The organism is Bradyrhizobium sp. LLZ17 (assembly GCF_041200145.1).
Lineage (GTDB): Bacteria > Pseudomonadota > Alphaproteobacteria > Rhizobiales > Xanthobacteraceae > Bradyrhizobium.
In genome coordinates, this window is the sequence record NZ_CP165734.1 from 5,784,858 (window position 1) to 5,803,111 (window position 18,254).

Here is an 18,254-nt window from a genome sequence, read left to right on the forward strand (position 1 = left end):
GACCTCTTGTGAATCACATTGTGGCAAGTCACCTCATCGCGCTGCGCCTTCCGTGAACGCCGTCTCGATCACCGCGCCGAATAATTGCCAGGAGCGGCCGTCAAATTGCACAAGCCGCGTCTGCTTGATCGGCAGATAGCTGTCCGGCGAGGTATTCATCCTGATGCTGGGCAGCGCAACGGTGGGGTGATAATTCCTGAGCGAAGCCGCCTGACGCATGACGTTGTCGCGGGACAGGTCGCCGCCGCATTGCTTCAGCACCTGCGTCAGCGTCTCGGCCGCGGCGTAGCCGTAGAGCGCGGCGCTGTTGTTGGTGCTTTCGACGTGATGATATTTATCCATGAAGGCGAACCAGTCCTTCATGGCAGGATCGTCTTTCCATGCGGGATCACTTGGATCCTTGAGAAAAGCGGTCGAGATCACCCCGGCCGAATTCTGCAGGCCGGCAGGCGCCATCGCATTGGCGATCGAGGCGGACGCATCGTTCACGATCATGACCGGGTGCCAGTTGAGCGAGGCGGCCAGCTGGATCACCCTGGACGCGGTCGACGGCACGCCGAGAAAGACGAAGATATCGGCGCCCGCGCGTTTGAGCACCGAGACGTGGCCTTCGAGATGCTCGTCGGCAATGTCGAAGGCGATGTCGACGAGGACGAGACGGTTCAGATCGCCAAGACCTTCCTCCATGCCCTTGAGCAGCGCGCGTCCGAACTGGTCGTTCTGCCAGAGCACCACGATCTTGCGATGCGGATAATAGGCCTGGATGTAGTTGGCGTAGATGCGCCCTTCCGACCGGAATGCCGGCTGCCAGCCCATGGTCCAGGGAAACGCCTTGGCCTGGCTCAGCGCCTCGTCGCCGGAGGCGACGAAAAGCTGCGGCACTTTCTTCTCGTTCAGATACCGGCGCGTGGCGAGGTTGCCGGGCGTGCCGAACGAACCGAACATGAAGAGGACATCGTCCTTCTCGACAAGGCTGCGCGTGAGCTCCAGCGCGGTCGCCGGATCGGAATTGTCGTCGCGCGTGATGAAGCGGATCTTGCGGCCGTTGATGCCGCCGCGATCGTTGATCATGTCGAAATAGGCGGCCTCCGCCTTGCCGATCGCGCTGAATTCGGACAGCGGTCCGGAATACGGCATGAGATTGCCAATGCGGATTTCCGGCTCGCCCGCGGATTGATCGGCGCGTTGCTCGGACATCGCTCCCAGCGACGCGAAGGCGACCGCCACAACCAACAGCATCCTGCCGATGACGCGCATGCTCGACACCTTGTCGTTGGCCCCCAACGAGGTCGGCTCAATCCGCACCGAGGCGAGTTGATCTACGTCAAGCGTTGGGCGATCGTGTGGCCGGGCAGCCGCGATGGAAGCGGCAGGCGTGCTGACGCGCTGCTTGCAAGAGTGCCCGTGCGGTACCCCCCACTAGCCCTTCCAACAGGCGGGGGGTCGATCGTATTTGAGTGCGGGCTTGTGGCCATCCTTCGAGACGCCCGCCTTTGGCGGGCCCTCAGGATGAGGACCGAGTGTACGGCGGAAGTTTCAACGGGCGCCGATGCCGCTTAGCCTCATCCTGAGGAGACCGCGGAGCGGTCGTCTCGAAGGAGAGGCGTGCGCTCAGGCCGGCCAGCGCGGCTGTTGCGGCCTAATCTCCGAACCAGGTCGTGAGGGCATCCACGAGACCCTCGCATTCGCCCATGCTGACCCAGGCGACATGGCCGTCGGGCCGGACGAGAACGGCGGCGGGGTCGGAACGACACCGATCACGGGCATCTCGCAGATTCCGTGATCGTCGCGCTGACCTGCCTGACGCGTTCGACCCAGCGCGCGGGAACGGCGCAGCTGGGCGTGCCGAGATTGAGCAGGAGCGGCCGCGCATCTCGCATCAGCTCGAATACGCGCGTCGGGCCATCGGCGGTGACAAGGTCCAGATCGGGCATGCGGCTGCCGAGCAGAGGGTGGCATCCTTCCTCGCCGTAGCGGATGTCCAGGCCGGACACCTTGGCGGAATACCATCTCCTCGGCCGATCCATCTTCATCATATTGGCGACGAACCCGCGCAGCGCCGTGGTGTGCTCGTCGCCGCGATTGAGAGCGGTGAGCGCCAGGGTCAGCTCGAGCAGCGCGGCCCCAACCGGATGCCGCTCCGCGTGGTAGGTGTCGAGCAGGGCGTCGGTTGAGATCCCCTTCACCACCTGGGCGAGCTTCCACCCGAGATTCACGGCGTCCTGCAGTCCGACGTTCAGCCCCTGTCCTCCCACGGGAGAGTGGACGTGCGCGGCATCCCCCGCGAGCAGGATGCGGTTCTTCCGGTACGCTTCCGCCTGCCGCGCGGCGTCCGTGAACCGCGACATCCACGTGATCTCATGGACACCCAGATCCGATCCGTAGGCCGCTTGCAGCGCTGCCCTGAGATCTGCGTCCGTGGGGCTGGCGCCCCGCTCGAGCCGCTCCTCCGTCACGATGCCGCGCACGCGCGCGCCGCCGTCGAGCCGCCCCAGCGCATACAGGCCCCGGTCCCCGTAGCGGATGCCAAGCGGCGGCTCGTCACTCATGTCGGCTTCGAAGATGAGGTAGCTCGCCTGTGGCTCCGATCCGGGAAACCCGATTCCCGCGGTCTTGCGCACGAGGCTGCGGCCGCCGTCGCAGCCGACGAGATAGCGTGAACCGAGCCTGCGCCCGTCCGTCAGGTGAACGTCGACCCGCTCGGTTGCTTCGACAAAAGTGGCCATCTCGCAGCCTCGATAGAGCGTCACGGCGAGTTCAGAGACCCAGTCGGCGAGACCGCGCTCGATTTCTCCTGCCAGAGCCCGAGCGTGTAGTTGTGGCGGCTCGGCCGGTCGCGCGCGTCCAGGATAATGCCGGCGAGCGGGACGGCGTAGTGTTTGGTCCCTTGCGGCAGGAACTTTTCCGCTATGCCTCGCTGGTCGAGAAGCTCGATCGTCCGTGGATGCAGACCGCTCGCACGCGAGCCCTCCACGTCCTGGTTCGGACGCCTCTCGACGATCGCGGCGTTCACGCCGGCCACGGCCAGCTCCCCGGCCAGCATCAATCCAGTTGGACCGCCGCCGACGATGATCACGTCATGTTCCGTCATTTGCCACCTCCGATACGGCAGGAGGCCTGGCTTCTACGCGGGAGGCGGGGTCTTGAAGCAAGAGGGTGGCGCGCCACATATATGAACTGGAAGGAATGCGTGGCCTTGCGCGCGCCTTCGCCCGCTACATTGCTCCCGATAATGTTGTGCTTCTCTGGCGTCGTGTCGATACACGCGGCGTGAGGCCAGTCGTTCGCGCATGGTTGCCTGGCGGGTTCGACGAATTAGTTTGCGGGCATTGGAGCAACCCGATGACCAATCTTGTCAAAAACCTGATTTTCCTCGACGAAACCGCCGCTCGCGAATGGCTCGAAGCCCGCGTTTGGGCGAACGGTCGGGTTTGCCCGCATTGCGGCAATGCCGATCAGGAGAAGATTACCAAGCTTGAAGGTGATGACGGACCAAGCCAAGATCTGCCAGACCTATCGACGGCTAACAAAGCCAACCTACCGTCATAAGGCGAAGCGTTTTCTGCGCTGGCGAACGAAAAACGGCTAGCTCGTAGAGCGGCCAAAGATGAAGCCTAGTGTGAGACTGACAAATCCCCCCACTAAGGCTAACTCATCTTTCTTTGAAATGCTCGGCGTATCAGTCCCAAAAACCAGAATCGCGGCCAACAGCAGCAGAAGTACGGTCATCGTTAGGCCAGCGATATTTCCCGGCTTCTCGGTCGCTGAACCGAATACGCGGCCTATGAGGCCCATATCCATCGCCTTGTCTTTTGATGCGTGTGCATGGATGGCATTGAGTTTCGCGATTTCTTTATCGTCAAATGCGATTTCGAGCTTTTCTCCGGTCATCATCACGCCCCTCTCTGAGAGAAGGTGTAGGTGATGACACGATGATTGGTGTGAACATCTAGGTGCACAGCCAAATCCATTACGCGGTCGGAAATCGTCCCTACCTGAAATTTGAAAGTTAAATCGCCGCCTTGCCACACGTTTATGGTGATCATCACGTGGTCGCGGGCAATGCTTTTTATCGTTATCGCACCCAGACTGCGGTCATTTGCGGACCCGATAGAGAATTTTAGACCTCGGATATCGATACTAAGATAATTGTCGTCCGGCCCAAGAACAGCAACGCCACTGTCAACGACAATGCTGCCGCCAACGTATTTGGTAAAATTGCTCATACTCGCCTCCCGGTGGCGAGAGGCTAGCACTAAACGGTTTTTTGAGTCTTAGATGCCTTGCGCTTTTTCGCGGGTTTCTTTTTTGACGTCCGATGCTGCGGCGGACTCTGCGCCACTGCCCCAGCGGCGCACTCAAAGCGCTCTCATGCGTCGGGATGAAGTTCAATCTCGGGTGCCTTGGAGTCCTTCGACATGCCTCAGCCTCTCAGCCGGGTTAAACCTGGTGCTACGGTCCGCCAGCGCCCCAGCGTATTAAGCCATCTACCACCGAACTACGCTCAGTTGGTAGCGGCTATCTTCTCCCACTCCAGCCTTGTCGAATACCGGTTGGGCGCGCTTTTGGTTCGTATTTTGGGAGCTGATGCAGCGCCGGCAATAGCAATGTTCGCTACCCTTGAGGCTCAACACCAGCAGTTGAGGGCGTTAGAGGCGGCTGCCAAGGCAGGCCTAACCGAACATGAGTTTGACGTCTTCAAGGCGACCATGAGTGTCACAAAAAGCGTTCAAACGCCACGCAATCAACTGGCCCATTGGATATGGGCACACTCCCCGGAATTGCCGGACGCCTTGCTCCTCGCTGAACCAAAATCTGCCAAGGACAGAGACCGTGAATTCACCCTCGCCTTGGAATCTGGAGAAACTGACCCAGCTAAAATTGCCGCCCTCAACACGTTCGACCCGGCAAACGTGCAGGTCTACAGGGAAGGCGATCTTGAGCGCGCACGAGATGATCTCGCGGAGGCTACTCAGATCACGTTCCTTACGGTCGTCTACCTCGACGGAACCTTTAGAGGGCGCATTAAGCCGCTGCCTTGGGCTTCGCGGACCGCAACACGCGATTGCTCCACCAATTATGCAGTCAACGGCTATTTCGGGAAGCTTGGGACCGTATACAAACGGATCGGAAAAAGACGCGTCTACCGCCCGCCTGATGGCGGAGGCCAGTTCAGCATGGGTCGTTACGAACGTTTCGGGCGCGCCAGTCCCGGGATGATCCAGGGCAGCACGAGAACTAGATTTCGGCATGCGCTTTGCCAAGGTTATGTGCAATTCGAGCGTCCCGCTTAGCGCTTACGGCAGCCCGCGCGCCTCGAGCTGATGCACCAGCAACAGGGTCGGCTCGGCGAGGCTGTCGCCGGAGCCGTCCAGCCCAAATGCGCTGGCGATGCCGTCGTGGCTGCGCAGGATCGTGCTGCGCGGGCAGTGGCCGGCGCCGCAGAGCGTCTTCTTCAGGATCTCGCCCTGTACCACGAGGTTTGCAGGATCGCCCGCGGCCCAGGCCAGCAGGATCGGCTCCTCGACGTTGAGGATGCCGGGAAACACCGAGCGCTTGTCATACTGGCTGGCGTCAGTGCCGAGATAGGCCTTTTCGCTGTCGCTGGCGTCCTTGCCGGCGCGATAGATGCCCGACACCAGCACGACGGCCGCGACGTCGGCGCGGTCGGTCTGGAGCTCGGGATGCGCCAACAGGCTTGCGACATGGAAGGCACCGGCGCCATAGCCGACCGCCACGATCTCGCGGGCATCGCCGTTGAACAGGTCGATATTCGCGTGAACCCAGGACAGCGCCGCCGCGACATCGGTCGCACCGTTGGGCCAGGTCGCCGCCGGCGCCAGGCGGTAGTTCACGCGCACCCCGATCATGTCGTTGCGCGCGGCAAAGCACATCGCGGCGTCCTGGATGTCGCGGGAGAGCTCCGGCGCGGACCGGTCCCCGGTGAAGGTGTCGCCCGCCACGAACAGCAGCACCGGCCGTGGCGTATCCGCCTTGGTGGTGCTGGCGGCGACATCGAGCACATTGGCCTCGCTCTCGCCGTAGCGCAGCCCGCGCGAGAAGGTGACCTGATCGCACAGCCGCGCTGTGCCGCCGGCGATCGTATCGGAGTCCGTGAGGCCCACCCGGACGAGATCAGAGGGGGACAGTCAGCGGCGCCGGCAACGGACCATGCGCGGACGCCGCAGTGAGAGTCAGAACAAGGAAAAATGCGAGATAATTCTTCATGTTGGTGCCGGCCTTGCGGGCCTGATGGGGGCTCGCTTTTGGCCTGTCTTTTCCATTCGCCTTATTAGTCAGTTCGTCTTGCGGCGATTTCGCGGCACCTTTGGCTTCTCCAGGCTGGGTTCAATTTCCCGGCTCGAATGTGCAATCCGCCCCGCTGCCGTCCTTTTGCCTGATCGCATTGGGGTCGATGGTGCAGCTCAGCCGGCTCAGACTCTCGAAATTCGATCCCGCCGCGCCGTCGGACGGAACGCCGGCCAGCGCCTCGGTGGCGAAGATCTCGTTCGCCGTCGCGCCGTTCACGTTTCTGATCTTTTTGCCGAACGTCACCTCGCAACTGCGCACGGTGATGTCGACATTGCCGGTGCGGCAGACGATTCTATCAGCGGTCACCACGATCGGCTTCTTGTAAGGGATGTCGCTGTTGGCGGCGAACAGCATCGCCATGGCCTTCCTCTCGGCGCCGGACAGCTGCGGCGACAGCGGCGCGATCACGCCCGCGAGCGCCAGCGCGGTGGAGCCCGAGATCTTGCTGGGCGTAGCGCCGGAGGCGGCCGCGACAGGGGAGGCGCCGGCGACGACCAGCGCGCAGGTGAGAATCAATCGGCTGGCTTTCATCCTTGCCTCCCTGTCTCGGCTTCGCTCCGCGGCGGGACGCGTGGAACCACTCTAGCACGCAAACGCCAATTGGAAGGCAAGTTCCCCAGGCCCACGCCTTTGCGCCGCGCGGCTGCTTTGCTCAGAGGCGCCAAACGGTTACGCGGCGCGGCCGCGCCTGATGCGGCAAGCCGGTTCTACTGTGCATGGGGTTGTTTTCGCGGTTTTTGTTCAGGCCGAGCTGTTACTCCGAGTTCATGGTCCGAAACGTGATGGAATACCGCCGCGACTCGACCGGTGGGATGCTGTGCTCCCATCGCGACCGCGCCTCGCCGTCCATCATGTAAAGCGAGCGCGGTGCGGCCTCGAGCGTGTGGCGCTCCCATCTATCGCCGTTGCGACGGCGGAAGCGGAATTTGCAGGCCGAGCCGAGCGAGAGGCCGAGGATCTTGTCGAACTGCGGCTTGTCGCGGTGCCAGCCGATGCCGACGCCGGCCTCATATTCGGTGCAGAGCACCTGCCGCACGCTGCCACTCGCGAGCCCGGCCCATGCCTCGACCTGCCGCGCCACGGGCAGCACCCAGTCCGGAATCGGCTCGGCCTCGGTCAGCATTTGCAGCGAATAGTCATAGCGGTAGCCGAAGGACGCCACCCGGCGATTGCCCTCGAAGGCGCCGAACTGGAAGCGCTGGAGCGGCAATGCTGCGATGCGGCCGATCAAGGCCTGCTCGACGGCGGCCTCGATGAAATCGCCGGTGTAGCGAAGCCCCGCGGGCCCGCCGCGCGGGTCGGCAAACAAACCAAGCTGCGTCATTCCAGCTGCTCTCTTCCTCGTCCGGCCGCCGTCGCGGTTCGTCGCATTTCCGTGATGGAACCTAATGGCCGGTGACGCGACTTACATAAGACGCGGGAAGAAACGTGCGAGGCTGTCATGGCAGAGCAGTGGAAGCATACCGCCGATCCGGCCGAGATCATGCGGGCGAATGGTCACCCTGAACTGGAATATGCCGCAGGCTGGACCATCGCCGGCCTTGTCACCATCGGTACCATCGTCGCCGCTTGGGTGTTTGCGATCTAGGTGATAGGCCCTGGTCGCGGCTCCGGCAATGCTGCATGCAAGCGCGGCGCGGCTGGAAAGGGGGCTGTCCCATCGACCAGCCGCGCGCGACTTCAAGCGCCGTCCGCGTGGTCGACAAGAATTAGCCCTTCGCGAACTGACGGTAGTCCGGCTCGCGGTGAAACCAGAACTCGTAGCCGGACACGCCCTTCTGCATGGCCACGTCGTGGATCGGCTGGTTGAGCGGGATGACGGGAACGTCGCGCATGCAGAGCGCGATGAAGTCTTTCACGGCCTTCTCGTACTCAGCCGTATCCGTGGTGAACCGCGCCTTGTCGATCAGCGCGTCCATTTCCTTGTTCTGGTACGAGGAGATGTTGAAAATCGAATTGTTGCCGTGGAAATTCCAGTAGAAATAGTACTCGGGATAATCGAGCCAGCCGCTGAAGCGGTTGAGCGCGATCGGCAGCTCCTTCTTGTTCAGCGTCGTGCGCCAGTTCGCGCCGGGAATTTTCTCGATCGACGCCTTGATCCCAATCTTGGCAAGACTTTCTCCTGGATCAAGATGGCGGTCGGCTCGCCGACCGTCGCAGTCCCTGCGTCGAGCGATAGCGTCGTCTCCAGTCCGGACTCGAATCCTGCCTCCTTCATCAAAGCCTTGGCCTTGTCGAGATCGGTGACATAGGGAGACGGTTGCGGCCACACCGGTTTTGAGACATCCACCGCGCCGCCATGCATCGGAACGGCGCGCCCGAAGAAGGCGCTGCTCTGAATCTGCTCATAGGGCATCGCCCAGGCGATCGCTTGCCGAAGCTTGACATTGTCGAATGGCGGTTTGGCGGTATTTAGCGCCACGGACCAGAGTGCGTTGGGGATGGGGACGCCGGAAACCTTGACCTTGCCCTCCTTGATGATCTGGTCGAAATCGCGCGGTGCAAAACCGCTGGAGAGGTCGGCATCGCCCCGTTCCAGCATCGCCCGGCGCGTGCCTGCGGAAGGAACGTCGCGTGCGATCACGCGCCTGATCCTCGGCAGCGGTCCGCTGGTCCAGTCGTCGAACCGCGACAGCACGGTTTCGCTGCCCGGCTTCCAGCTTTCCATCTTGTAGGCGCCGCCGCCGGCCTCGTTGGTCCTGAGCCACGCCAGCGCCCAAGGATCGTCGGCCGTCGCGTTCTTCTTCGCGAGTTCGGAGTTGATGATGAAGGGCACGACGACGGCCACGTTGAACAGCAGCATTTTGTCCCGGCGCAGATAGTCGATGCGGAAGGTGTAATCGTCGACGACCACGAACTGCTCGGGCTTCTCGAGCGATCCCGCCGACATCTGGAAGGTCGGAAAGCCACCGACCTTCACGGCGCGGTCGAACGACCATTTGACGTCCTTGGCCGTGACCGGCGTGCCGTCGTGGAATTTCGCGTTCTGCCGCAGCTTGAAGGTGCAGGACATGCCATCGGCGGCAACTTCCCAGCTCTCGGCGAGTTCAGGCGCGAGCTTCTCGCGGTCATATGATGTCGTGCCGTCTGCGAGCGTCTTGGACGCATAGGTCAGCAGGCGATCGTAGCAGTTCCAGGAGAGGCCGTTCACGGTCTGGTTCGAGCCGACGCCTTGCATGTCCAGCGAGTTCGGCCCGAGCTCCTGCACCACCAGCAGCGTTTCCGCGCGCCCTTGCGCCCAGGCGAAGCGCGGCGCGATCGCCGTCATTCCAGCGGCACCGAGACCGCCGAGGACGAGGTTACGGCGGCTCATGTCGAAACGTGATGCGCTCATTGGTGCCTCCACGGGAAAGAGATTTGCGACATAAAGAGGCAAGGCGCATGCCATCGGCCGCGCTTCACGGCGTCGCATCCCGCGAGGATTGCGTTCCTAGGGGGTGACGGCGCCACGGCTAACGGCCCGCGGGGCGATCAGTTCTTTCCAGGTCGAGTTGGCGACATGCACCGGCGAGAAGGCGGGCCGCTCGACATAGTGGCCGTCACCGGCTTCGGCGCGCAGATCGCCATCCCTCCAGACGACGCGGCCGCGCGACAGCGTCGCGGCTGGTCCACCGGTGCAGGAAAAGCCCTCGAACACGTTGTAATCGATCCGGCTCATCTGCCGCTTGGCGCTGATGGTCTTCGTTGCCTTTGGATCCCACACCACGACATCGGCATCCGAGCCGACGGCGACGGCACCCTTGCGCGGATAGATGTTGAGGATGCGGGCGATGTTGGCCGAGGTCACCGCGACGAACTCCTCTTTCGTCAGCCGCCCGGTGGCCACACCCGCGGTCCACAGCAGCGCCAGGCGATCTTCCAGGCCGCCGGTGCCGTTCGGATCTTTCTGAAGTCGTCGAGCCCGAACCGCTTCTGCTCGGTGGTGAAGGCGCAGTGATCGGTCGCGACCACCTGGGCGAGCCGGATTGCAGGCCCGCCCAGAGACTGTCCTGATGCGATCTGTCGCGGAATGGCGGCGACATCACGCGCTGTGCGGAATGATCCCAGTTCTTGTTCTGATATTCGCCCGCGTCGAGCAGCAGGTGCTGGATCAGCGGTTCGCCATAGACACGTTTTCCCGCCGCGCGCGCCCGCGCGATCGCCTCATGCGCTTCACGGCAGCTGGTGTGCACGATGTAGACCGGCGTGCCCGTCATGTCGGCGATCATGATGGCGCGGTTGGTGGCCTCGCCCTCGACCTCCGGCGGCCGTGAATAAGCGTGGCCCTCGGGGCCGGTGACGCCGCGCGCGATCAACGCCTCCTGCATCAGCGCGACAACGTCGCCATTCTCCGCATGCACCACCGGCATGGCGCCGAGATGGGCGCAGCGCGCGAACGAATTGTAGAGCTCGTCATCATTCACCATCAGCGCGCCCTTGTAGGCCATGAAATGCTTGAAGGTGTTAATGCCGTAGGTTTTGACTACGGTCTCCATCTCGTCATGGATCTGCTTCGACCACGACGTCACCGCCATGTGGAAGCCGTAGTCGGACGCCGCCTTCTCGGATTTGTGCCGCCACTCCTGATAGGCCGCGAGCATCGACTGGCCGGGATCGGGCAGGCAGAAATCCACCACCATCGTGGTGCCGCCGGCCAGCGCCGCCTTCGTTCCGGATTCGAAATCGTCCGCGGTGACGGTGCCCATGAACGGCATCTCGAGATGGGTGTGCGGATCGATGCCGCCGGGGATGACGTACGCGCCGCCCGCGTCGATGATCGCGGCACCCGTGGGCGCATCGATCGACGCGCCGACCGCGACGATGGTGTCGCCCTCGATCAGCACGTCCGCACGGCGGGAGTGATCATGATTGACGACGGTGCCGCCGCGGATGAGGAGGGGCATGGGAACTCCGGGGGAGAGTGCGCGAGGACGGAAACGCTGCGAAAGCTAAGCGCGCCGGGCGCGATACGACAGGCGAAATATTAGTCAGAAGCTGGGCCGTCCTTGAGCGCTCGCATTTCTTGAACGCCGCTTTGTTGCAGCTGCGAAATGCAATCGAGCCATGACGGATCACGCAGGTCTGCGCCCTTGCGCCGCCGCACCGGCCGGAGCACTCTGCGCGGGCGGCGCACAGAATGCCCGCCAATAAGGGCTGCGCGAGGAAGCATCCATGGCGGTGACGCGGATCGACTGCGATATCCCACCCGGCGGTTGGTGGCACGCGCACGACGCTGTTGCCCTATCTCAGCGATCACTGGAAAGAACAGGTGGTGAGCCGCGCGATCGACGGGCTCGATCTCACAAGCTATCCGCCGAGCATGCCGTTTTCGGCCCGCGCCGACTGGCGGCCGCCCGACGGCACCAAGCCGGGCTCCGACCTCGCGATGGTGCAGAAGGGCGCGTTCGAGCAGCTCGGCGCCAGCCACGCGATCCTCAACGTGCTCTATGGCGCGCAGGCGGTGTTCGATTCCTACATGGCGGCTGATTTCTGCAAAGCCATCAACGACTGGATCGCTGCCGAGTGGCTTTCGCGCGACCCGCGCCTGCGCGCTTCCATCGTGGTGCCGATGCAGGCGCCGGATCTCGCGATCGAGGAGATCGAGCGCCGCGCCGGCGACAATCGCTTCGTCTCCATCCTGATGCTGGCGCAGGGCGAGACGCTGCTGGGGCGGCGGCACTTCTGGCCGGTCTATCAGCTCGCGGAAAAGTACCAGCTGCCGCTCGCGATCCACGCCGGCACGCAATATCGGCAGGCGCCGAGTTCGGCCGGCTGGCCCTCGCATCGCTATGAATATTACTTCGTCGAGGCGCAGGCGTTTCAGGCGCAGATCCTGAGCCTGATCTACGAAGGCGTGTTCGGAAAATATCCGGAGCTCAAGGTCGTGCTGATGGAATCCGGCGTGAGCTGGCTGCCGGCCTTCATGTGGCGCGCCAACAAAACCTGGCGCGGCGTGCGCGTCGAGGTGCCCTGGGTCGAGCGCGAGCCGGCTGCGATCATCCGCGACAATTTCCGCGTCACCATGCAGCCGTTCGATGCGCCGGGCGACGCGCGGAGCGTCGAGGAGATCATCGACCAGATCGGTTCCGACAAGATGTTCCTGTTCGCGTCCGACTATCCGCACTGGCAGTTCGACGGCGACGATCCGATCCCGCCGAACTTGCCAAAGAGCATCATCTCGAAGATGTGCGTCGACAATCCGCTGGAGACCTTTCCGCGATTGTCGCTCAACTAGATTTTGGAGGTTCTCATGAGTGAGGTGATCGACCGTCCGCTGCGCGAAGACGAGAAGCCGGCCGCGACGCGGCTGCGCATCGTCGATTGCGACGTGCATCCGAGCCTGCATTCCATCGATGACCTCAACGAGTTCCTGCCAAAGCGCTGGCAGCGGCATCTGAAGGAATATGGCAGCCATCTGCGCACGCCCTATCTCTTCACGACGCCCTATCCGCGATCATCTCCGCTGATCGCGCGGCGCGATGCCTGGCCGCCGACCGGCGGGCCGCCGGGCTCGGACCTCGCCTTCATGCAGAAGCAGCATCTCGATCCGCTCGACGTCGAGTTCGGGATCTTGCAGGTGCTCGATCTCTTCATCTTCTCGCAGCAGAACCTCGAATTTGGCGCCGCGATCCAGCGCGCCATCAACGATTGGCAGCTGGCGTTCTGGACCCACAGGGATCCACGCCTGAAGGCCTCGATCCTGGTCGGCCAGGACGGCACGGATCTGGCGATTGCCGAGATCGAGCGCTGCGCCAAAGTCGGCGAGTACATCCAGATCAACGTCTCGCCGCGCGCCAACGAGCCGCTCGGCCGCCGCCGCTATTGGCCGATCTACGAGCGCGCGCAGGCGCTGGACTTGCCGCTCGGCATCCACGTCGGCGGCTACGGCGGACATGCGCCGACCGGCGGCGGCTGGCCGTCCTATTATGTCGAGGAACACCAGTCCAACGCCCACACCATCGCGGCGCAGCTTGCGAGCCTCGTCATCGAGGGTGTGCTGGAGCGCTTCCCAAAATTGAAGATCGTCTTCATCGAGGGCGGTTTTGGCTGGATCCCGTCGGCGGTGTGGCGGATGGATCAGCATTTCGAGCGTTTCCGCAGCGAGGTGCCGCATCTCAAGCGAAAACCGTCGGAATATGTGCGCGAGCATTTCTGGTTCACGACCCAGCCGATCGACGAGCCAGACGAGGCGCGGCATCTGCGCTCGTTGATCGAATGGGTCGGAATCGACCGGCTGCTGTTCTCGTCGGACTATCCGCACTGGGATTTCGACGATCCGCGCTTCGCCTTCAAGACGCCGCTGACCGACGCCGAGCGCAAGAAAATCTTCTCGACCAATGCCCGCGCGGTCTACAAGTTTTGAGACCAGCATGGCCCGTCACATCGTCGCCCGCACCACCGAGATCCCGCCTGGCGGCAACAAGGTCGTCGACATCGCGGGCCGCGACATCGTCGTGTTCCATATCAATGGCGAGTTCTTCGCGCTGTTGAACCGCTGCCCGCACGAAGGCGCGCCGCTCGAAAAGGCGGCCTGCGTCGCGCGGCTGACCTCGCCCGAGCCCGGCGTCTACCAGCGCTCGCGCGTCGGCGAGATGCTGCGCTGTGCTTGGCACGGCTGGGAATTCGACATGCGCAACGGCCAATCCTGGTTCGACCCGAAGCGGGTCAAGATCCGCTCATATCCCGTCGCGGTCGAGCGCGGAGAGGAACTGCAAAAGGGGCCGTATGTCGCCGAGACCTTTCCGGTACATGTCGAAGACAGCTATGTGATTGTCGAGGTCTGAGCAGGCTTTGCCGATTGTGATTTCGACGCAGGTGCGATATGGCTCTCGCGCTTTCAGAGGCGGAGACGAGCTTTGTCGAAACAATCGCTGCGAGAGGAGGCCGAGCGCCTGATCCGCGAATCGATGGAAAAGAAGTCCATCGTCGTCAAGCAGGGCACGACCCGCATCGAGGCGGTCTGCGGCAAGTGCGGCGCCCCGAACCGGGTGCAGGCGGAAAAGGGCCAATCCAGAGTCAAGTTCGCCTGTAAGAATTGCGGGCATCAGCAAGAGACGCTGTAGGCTTTCGCGACTGCACCCTCTCCCCTTGTGAGGGCTTTGCACAATCGGCTGCACGTGATTCTTTGAATCATGGCTGATTCTAGCGAGGTGAGCCAAGCATGGTCGAGCGCAATGTCGGTCAAATGAGCTTGGCGGATGTCCTGGTTCGGGCACGCCGAGGCAGCATCCTGGATGAGGTGGAGGCTGTTGTGGATTGGGCGCCGCTGCGCTCGCTTCTTGGCAAGCGGGGTGGCGATGGTGCCGGTAACAGCAGCTATCCAGCGGAAGTCATGCTTCGCTGCTTGCTCGCCGGGATCTGGCACAATCTGTCCGATCCGGCGCTGGAAGCCGCCATTGCGGACCGGCTGTCGTTTCGTCGCTTTGTTGGTCTGAGCCTGCACGATCAGACCCCGGATCACACGACATTGTGGCGGTTTCGGCAGGAACTCGCCAAGGACGGTCTGATCGAGAAGGTGTTCGCGGAGATCAATCGGCAGTTGGAGGCCAAGAAGCTGATCCTCAAGCAGGGGACGCTGGTCGACGCCTCGTTGATCCCGGCCCGAGCCACTCCGCCCCGCAAGGCACGCAAGGATGGCGAGGATACGCCATCTGCGGATCGCGATGCACGCTGGGGCCGGAAAGGCAAAAAGAGCGTGTTCGGCTACAAGATCCACACGGGTGTGGATGCCGGTCACACCATCATTCGTCGTGTCCACATGACGGATGCCTCGATCACTGATACAGAACCGGCGGATCGTCTGTTCTGTGGTGATGAGGAAGCGGTCTATGGCGATCAGGCCTATTACACGCATGCCCGGCACGCGCGCCTGACCGAAGCCGGTATCAAGGATCGCCTGATGCGTCGTTCGAACAAGCATCATCCCGAACTGCCGCCACGACAGAAGCTGCGCAACAAGCTGATCGCGAAGATACGCTCAGCCGTGGAGCGACCGTACGCCGTGTTCAAGGAGCATTATGGTCTGCGGCGGATGCGCTTCTTCAACTTCGCGCGCAACCAGACGCACATCGTGCTGGCCTGTTGCGCCTACAATCTGCGTCGCGCGGCCGGCGCCTTGGCCGCGCAACGCCCAGAGTCCGTCTCCGTTTGAAAAAACGGAGGACAACAGGGGTGAAATGAGCAAAATGCCGCTCACTGCAGCGGGCTGACAGCAAAAAAAGCCCGCGACGCACCTCAAGCGCCCGCTCGCCCCTCTGTGCAAAGCCCTCCTTGTGGGAGAGGGTGGCTTCGCGCAGCGAAGGCGGGTGAGGGGTCTCTATCCGCGAGTCACCCTCTCAGTCGTATTCGCGGATACAACCCCTCATCCGGCGCTTCGCGCCACCTTCTCCCACAGGGGGAGAAGGAAAAGCGCCTAACTCCCCTTCACGAATTTCGCGAATGCATCCGCATAGTCCGGATGCCAGCGCGACAGCGGCGGGCGATTCTCGACGATGTCGCCGGCGGCCCATAGCATACGCTTCTCGTCGAGCGCGCGCGGCACGTCGTTGTCCGGGCACAGGATGTAGAAATCGCCGGCGTCGAGCCGCGCGATCATGAACTCGACCGTCTGTTCCGCCGTCCAGGCTGCGGCCGGCTTCTCGGTGCGGCCCTTGGCGGTGAGCCCGGTGAAGACGAAGCCGGGGATCAGCAGATGCGCAGTGATGTGGCAATTCTTGGTATTGCGCAGCTCGTGCTGGAGCGCATCCGTGAACGCCTTCACGCCGGCCTTCGACACGTTGTAGGCGGGGTCGCCGGGCGGTGTTGTGATGCCCTGCTTCGAGCCGGTGTTGATGATCAGGCCGGCCTTGCCGCGCGCGATCATGCCGGGCGCGAAGATGCGCGAGCCGTTGATGACGCCCCACATGTTGACGTCGATGACGCGCTGCCAATTGTCGGGCTCGCCGAACACCGTGCTGCCCGGCTGGATGCCGGCGTTGTTCATGAGAATGTCGGTGCCGCCGAAACGCGCGCCGACCGCGCGTTCGAGTTCCGCGACGGTCTCGGCCCGGCTGACATCGACAACGGATGTCATCACATTCGCGGCACCCGAAGCCGACGACAATCTTGTTGCTGCCTCTTGCAGCCTCGCATGATCGACATCGGCGATGCACACCTTCATCCCGGCGCGCGCAAAGGCCATGGCGGCGGCAAATCCGATGCCCGACGCACCACCCGTGATCACGGCGACATTATCCTTGGCGATGACGGGATGTGGCATGGCAATTCTCCGGGAGGGCGTTCGATCGCGCTATAGCACGGCGTTCGCGCGACCCTGCACAAATCGGCATGCGAGGTCTTCGTTCCGCGCCGACTTTACCCAGTTTCGCGGCCGCTGTATTCTATCGGGCCCAACGATCCAGCGCAGATCGAACCAATCAATCATCCTACCTAGGGAGTGCAGCCATGGCTGTGTCGCAAGCTATTCCGATCACGCGCCATCCGTTCGCCAACGGGTCCTACAAGCAGATGTTGATCGACGGCAAGTGGGTCGATGCTGCCTCAGGCAAGCGCTTCGAGACCCACAACCCCGCCACCGGCGAGCTGCTCGCAACCGTTGCCGAGGGTGACAAGGAAGACATCGACCGCGCGGTCGCAGCCGCCCGTCGTACGTTCGAAGGGCCCTGGAGCAAGGTCAAACCGTTCGAGCGGCAGAACCTGCTTCTGAAGCTCGCCGACCTCGTCCAGAAGAATTTTGACGAATTGTCGCAGCTCGACACCCTCGACATGGGCGCACCGCTCAGCCGCACCCGCGCCTATCGCCTGCGCGCCGTGGGCATGCTGCGCTATTATGCCGGCCAGACCACTGCCATTCATGGCGAGACCGTCGAGAACTCGCTGCCCGGCGAAATATTCTCCTACACGCTGAAGGAGCCGGTCGGCGTCGTCGGCGCCATCATTCCGTGGAACGGCCCGCTGACCGCGACGATCTGGAAGATCGGCCCTGCGATCGCGACCGGCTGCACTGTCGTGCTGAAGCCCGCCGAGGAAGCGCCGCTGACATCGCTGCGCATCGCCGAACTCGCAATGGAAGCGGGCGTGCCGCCCGGCGTCATCAATGTCGTGCCGGGCTATGGCGAGACCGCCGGTGCGGCGCTCGCCTCGCATCACGATGTCGACAAGGTCGCCTTCACCGGCTCGCATGTCACGGGCCAGTCGATCATCCGCGCCTCGGCCGGTAACCTTAAGCGTGTTTCGCTCGAGCTCGGCGGCAAGTCGCCGGACATCGTGTTCGCGGATGCCGATCTCGATGCGGCCGTGCCCGGTGCGGCGATGGCGGTGTTCGCCAATTCGGGCCAGATCTGCAGCGCCGGCACGCGCCTGTTCGTCGAGGAGTCGATCTACGAGGAGTTCGTCGGCCGCGTCGCCGAATTCGGCAAGAAGCTGCAAGTCGGCAACGGGCTCGATCCCAATACCCAGATCGGACCGCTGGTCTCCGAGCAGCAGCTCGAACGTGTCACCAGCTATCTCGATATCGGCCAGAAGGAAGGCGCCAAGGCGCTTGCCGGCGGCGGCCGCGTCACCGAAGGCGCGCTGTCCAAGGGCTTCTTCGTCTCGCCGACCGTGTTCGCGGGCGTCCAGGACAATATGCGGATCGCCCAGGAAGAGATCTTCGGTCCCGTCATTTCCGCGATCGCCTTCAAGGACATGGACGAACTGATCAAACGCGCCAACGCCACGACGTTCGGCCTCGGCTCGGGCCTGTGGACGCGCGACGTCAGCAAGGCGCATGCGGTCGCGAAACGCTTGCGCGCCGGATCGGTGTGGGTCAACTGCTACCAGGCGATGGACCCGGCGATGCCCTTCGGCGGCTACAAGATGAGCGGCTACGGCCGCGAATCCGGCAAGCAGCATGTCGAGGAATATCTCAACGTGAAGGCCGTCTGGATCAAGACAGCGTAAAGCCTGTCCCTCTCGCGTTCCGC

Annotated in this window: 14 protein-coding genes and 5 pseudogenes; 9 read left to right on the plus strand and 10 right to left on the minus strand. The window is 63.0% G+C overall.

Annotation, left to right across the window (positions count from 1 at the left end; translation table 11 throughout):
• Nucleotides 1–33: 33 nt before the first annotated feature.
• Complete coding sequence (locus AB8Z38_RS27720) at nucleotides 34–1,257, minus strand: ABC transporter substrate-binding protein (RefSeq protein ID WP_369720868.1); 1,224 nt, start codon at nucleotides 1,255–1,257, stop codon at nucleotides 34–36.
• Nucleotides 1,258–1,639: 382 nt separating this feature from the next.
• Nucleotides 1,640–3,091: pseudogene (locus AB8Z38_RS27725) on the minus strand (FAD-dependent monooxygenase).
• 251 nt (nucleotides 3,092–3,342) lie between these two features.
• On the opposite strand from AB8Z38_RS27725, the pseudogene AB8Z38_RS27730 reads away from it, so the two are divergent.
• Nucleotides 3,343–3,483: pseudogene (locus AB8Z38_RS27730) on the plus strand (transposase); the annotation flags it as partial.
• 102 nt (nucleotides 3,484–3,585) lie between these two features.
• Here AB8Z38_RS27730 and AB8Z38_RS27735 read toward each other — a convergent pair.
• The gene (locus AB8Z38_RS27735; RefSeq protein WP_369720869.1) at nucleotides 3,586–3,897 is read right to left on the minus strand and encodes a hypothetical protein; all 312 of its coding nucleotides are present in this window, start codon (nucleotides 3,895–3,897) and stop codon (nucleotides 3,586–3,588) included.
• Nucleotides 3,894–4,226 carry a hypothetical protein gene (locus AB8Z38_RS27740; protein WP_369720870.1) on the minus strand — a complete coding sequence of 111 codons (333 nt, stop codon included), beginning with the start codon at nucleotides 4,224–4,226 and terminating at the stop codon, nucleotides 3,894–3,896. Before AB8Z38_RS27740 ends, AB8Z38_RS27735 begins: the two co-directional genes overlap by 4 nt.
• A 192-nt stretch (nucleotides 4,227–4,418) precedes the next feature.
• Between AB8Z38_RS27740 and AB8Z38_RS27745 the strand changes: the two genes are divergently transcribed.
• Nucleotides 4,419–5,294, plus strand: coding sequence for a hypothetical protein (locus AB8Z38_RS27745; RefSeq protein ID WP_369720871.1), 876 nt, complete (start codon nucleotides 4,419–4,421; stop codon nucleotides 5,292–5,294).
• A gap of 3 nt (nucleotides 5,295–5,297) precedes the next feature.
• Here AB8Z38_RS27745 and AB8Z38_RS27750 read toward each other — a convergent pair whose 3' ends face one another.
• From AB8Z38_RS27750 to AB8Z38_RS27760, 3 genes are all read right to left on the minus strand, one after another.
• On the minus strand, nucleotides 5,298–6,125 hold the full coding sequence (locus AB8Z38_RS27750; RefSeq protein WP_369720872.1) for an alpha/beta hydrolase: 828 nt from the start codon (nucleotides 6,123–6,125) through the stop codon (nucleotides 5,298–5,300).
• Nucleotides 6,126–6,348: 223 nt separating this feature from the next.
• Nucleotides 6,349–6,843, minus strand: coding sequence for a hypothetical protein (locus tag AB8Z38_RS27755; RefSeq protein ID WP_369720873.1), 495 nt, complete (start codon nucleotides 6,841–6,843; stop codon nucleotides 6,349–6,351).
• 223 nt (nucleotides 6,844–7,066) lie between these two features.
• The gene (locus AB8Z38_RS27760; RefSeq protein ID WP_369720874.1) at nucleotides 7,067–7,636 is read right to left on the minus strand and encodes an alpha-ketoglutarate-dependent dioxygenase AlkB; all 570 of its coding nucleotides are present in this window, start codon (nucleotides 7,634–7,636) and stop codon (nucleotides 7,067–7,069) included.
• A 117-nt stretch (nucleotides 7,637–7,753) separates the two neighbouring features.
• Here AB8Z38_RS27760 and AB8Z38_RS27765 point away from each other — a divergent pair, with 117 nt between their 5' ends.
• The gene (locus AB8Z38_RS27765) at nucleotides 7,754–7,900 is read left to right on the plus strand and encodes a hypothetical protein (protein WP_369720875.1); all 147 of its coding nucleotides are present in this window, start codon (nucleotides 7,754–7,756) and stop codon (nucleotides 7,898–7,900) included.
• Between the two features lie 121 nt (nucleotides 7,901–8,021).
• Here the strand turns inward: AB8Z38_RS27765 and AB8Z38_RS27770 are convergent.
• Together AB8Z38_RS27770 and hydA are read right to left on the minus strand one after the other, a co-directional pair.
• Nucleotides 8,022–9,646: pseudogene (locus AB8Z38_RS27770) on the minus strand (ABC transporter substrate-binding protein).
• A 96-nt stretch (nucleotides 9,647–9,742) separates the two neighbouring features.
• Nucleotides 9,743–11,195, minus strand: a pseudogene (gene hydA, locus AB8Z38_RS27775) (dihydropyrimidinase).
• Between the two features lie 268 nt (nucleotides 11,196–11,463).
• Here hydA and AB8Z38_RS27780 point away from each other — a divergent pair.
• The 5 genes and pseudogenes from AB8Z38_RS27780 to AB8Z38_RS27800 all read left to right on the plus strand — a co-directional run bounded on the left by AB8Z38_RS27780 (nucleotide 11,464) and on the right by AB8Z38_RS27800 (nucleotide 15,442).
• Nucleotides 11,464–12,526: pseudogene (locus AB8Z38_RS27780) on the plus strand (amidohydrolase family protein).
• A gap of 15 nt (nucleotides 12,527–12,541) precedes the next feature.
• Nucleotides 12,542–13,654, plus strand: coding sequence for an amidohydrolase family protein (locus AB8Z38_RS27785; RefSeq protein ID WP_369720876.1), 1,113 nt, complete (start codon nucleotides 12,542–12,544; stop codon nucleotides 13,652–13,654).
• Between the two features lie 7 nt (nucleotides 13,655–13,661).
• Nucleotides 13,662–14,075, plus strand: a complete 414-nt coding sequence (locus AB8Z38_RS27790) for a Rieske (2Fe-2S) protein (RefSeq protein ID WP_369720877.1) — start codon at nucleotides 13,662–13,664, stop codon at nucleotides 14,073–14,075.
• A gap of 72 nt (nucleotides 14,076–14,147) precedes the next feature.
• Entirely contained in the window at nucleotides 14,148–14,354 is a 207-nt protein-coding gene (locus AB8Z38_RS27795; RefSeq protein ID WP_028134265.1) for a hypothetical protein, read from the plus strand.
• 98 nt (nucleotides 14,355–14,452) lie between these two features.
• Nucleotides 14,453–15,442, plus strand: coding sequence for an IS5 family transposase (locus AB8Z38_RS27800; RefSeq protein WP_369720878.1), 990 nt, complete (start codon nucleotides 14,453–14,455; stop codon nucleotides 15,440–15,442).
• A gap of 261 nt (nucleotides 15,443–15,703) precedes the next feature.
• On the opposite strand, the gene AB8Z38_RS27805 is transcribed toward AB8Z38_RS27800, so the two are convergent.
• Nucleotides 15,704–16,549 carry an SDR family NAD(P)-dependent oxidoreductase gene (locus AB8Z38_RS27805; RefSeq protein ID WP_369720879.1) on the minus strand — a complete coding sequence of 282 codons (846 nt, stop codon included), beginning with the start codon at nucleotides 16,547–16,549 and terminating at the stop codon, nucleotides 15,704–15,706.
• Nucleotides 16,550–16,734: 185 nt separating this feature from the next.
• Here AB8Z38_RS27805 and AB8Z38_RS27810 point away from each other — a divergent pair, with 185 nt between their 5' ends.
• Complete coding sequence (locus AB8Z38_RS27810) at nucleotides 16,735–18,231, plus strand: aldehyde dehydrogenase family protein (protein ID WP_369720880.1); 1,497 nt, start codon at nucleotides 16,735–16,737, stop codon at nucleotides 18,229–18,231.
• The last annotated feature ends 23 nt before the right edge of the window (nucleotides 18,232–18,254 follow it).

Excerpts from the sequence above, each read along its gene's own strand:
- AB8Z38_RS27720 (WP_369720868.1), bottom strand. The coding sequence starts at position 1,257 with ATGCGCGTCATCGGCAGGATGCTGTTGGTTGTGGCGGTCGCCTTCGCG.
- AB8Z38_RS27740 (WP_369720870.1), bottom strand. The coding sequence starts at position 4,226 with ATGAGCAATTTTACCAAATACGTTGGCGGCAGCATTGTCGTTGACAGT.
- AB8Z38_RS27745 (WP_369720871.1), top strand. The coding sequence starts at position 4,419 with ATGCCTCAGCCTCTCAGCCGGGTTAAACCTGGTGCTACGGTCCGCCAG.
- AB8Z38_RS27755 (WP_369720873.1), bottom strand. The coding sequence starts at position 6,843 with ATGAAAGCCAGCCGATTGATTCTCACCTGCGCGCTGGTCGTCGCCGGC.
- AB8Z38_RS27760 (WP_369720874.1), bottom strand. The coding sequence starts at position 7,636 with ATGACGCAGCTTGGTTTGTTTGCCGACCCGCGCGGCGGGCCCGCGGGG.
- AB8Z38_RS27765 (WP_369720875.1), top strand. The coding sequence starts at position 7,754 with ATGGCAGAGCAGTGGAAGCATACCGCCGATCCGGCCGAGATCATGCGG.
- AB8Z38_RS27785 (WP_369720876.1), top strand. The coding sequence starts at position 12,542 with ATGAGTGAGGTGATCGACCGTCCGCTGCGCGAAGACGAGAAGCCGGCC.
- AB8Z38_RS27790 (WP_369720877.1), top strand. The coding sequence starts at position 13,662 with ATGGCCCGTCACATCGTCGCCCGCACCACCGAGATCCCGCCTGGCGGC.
- AB8Z38_RS27800 (WP_369720878.1), top strand. The coding sequence starts at position 14,453 with ATGGTCGAGCGCAATGTCGGTCAAATGAGCTTGGCGGATGTCCTGGTT.
- AB8Z38_RS27805 (WP_369720879.1), bottom strand. The coding sequence starts at position 16,549 with ATGCCACATCCCGTCATCGCCAAGGATAATGTCGCCGTGATCACGGGT.
- AB8Z38_RS27810 (WP_369720880.1), top strand. The coding sequence starts at position 16,735 with ATGGCTGTGTCGCAAGCTATTCCGATCACGCGCCATCCGTTCGCCAAC.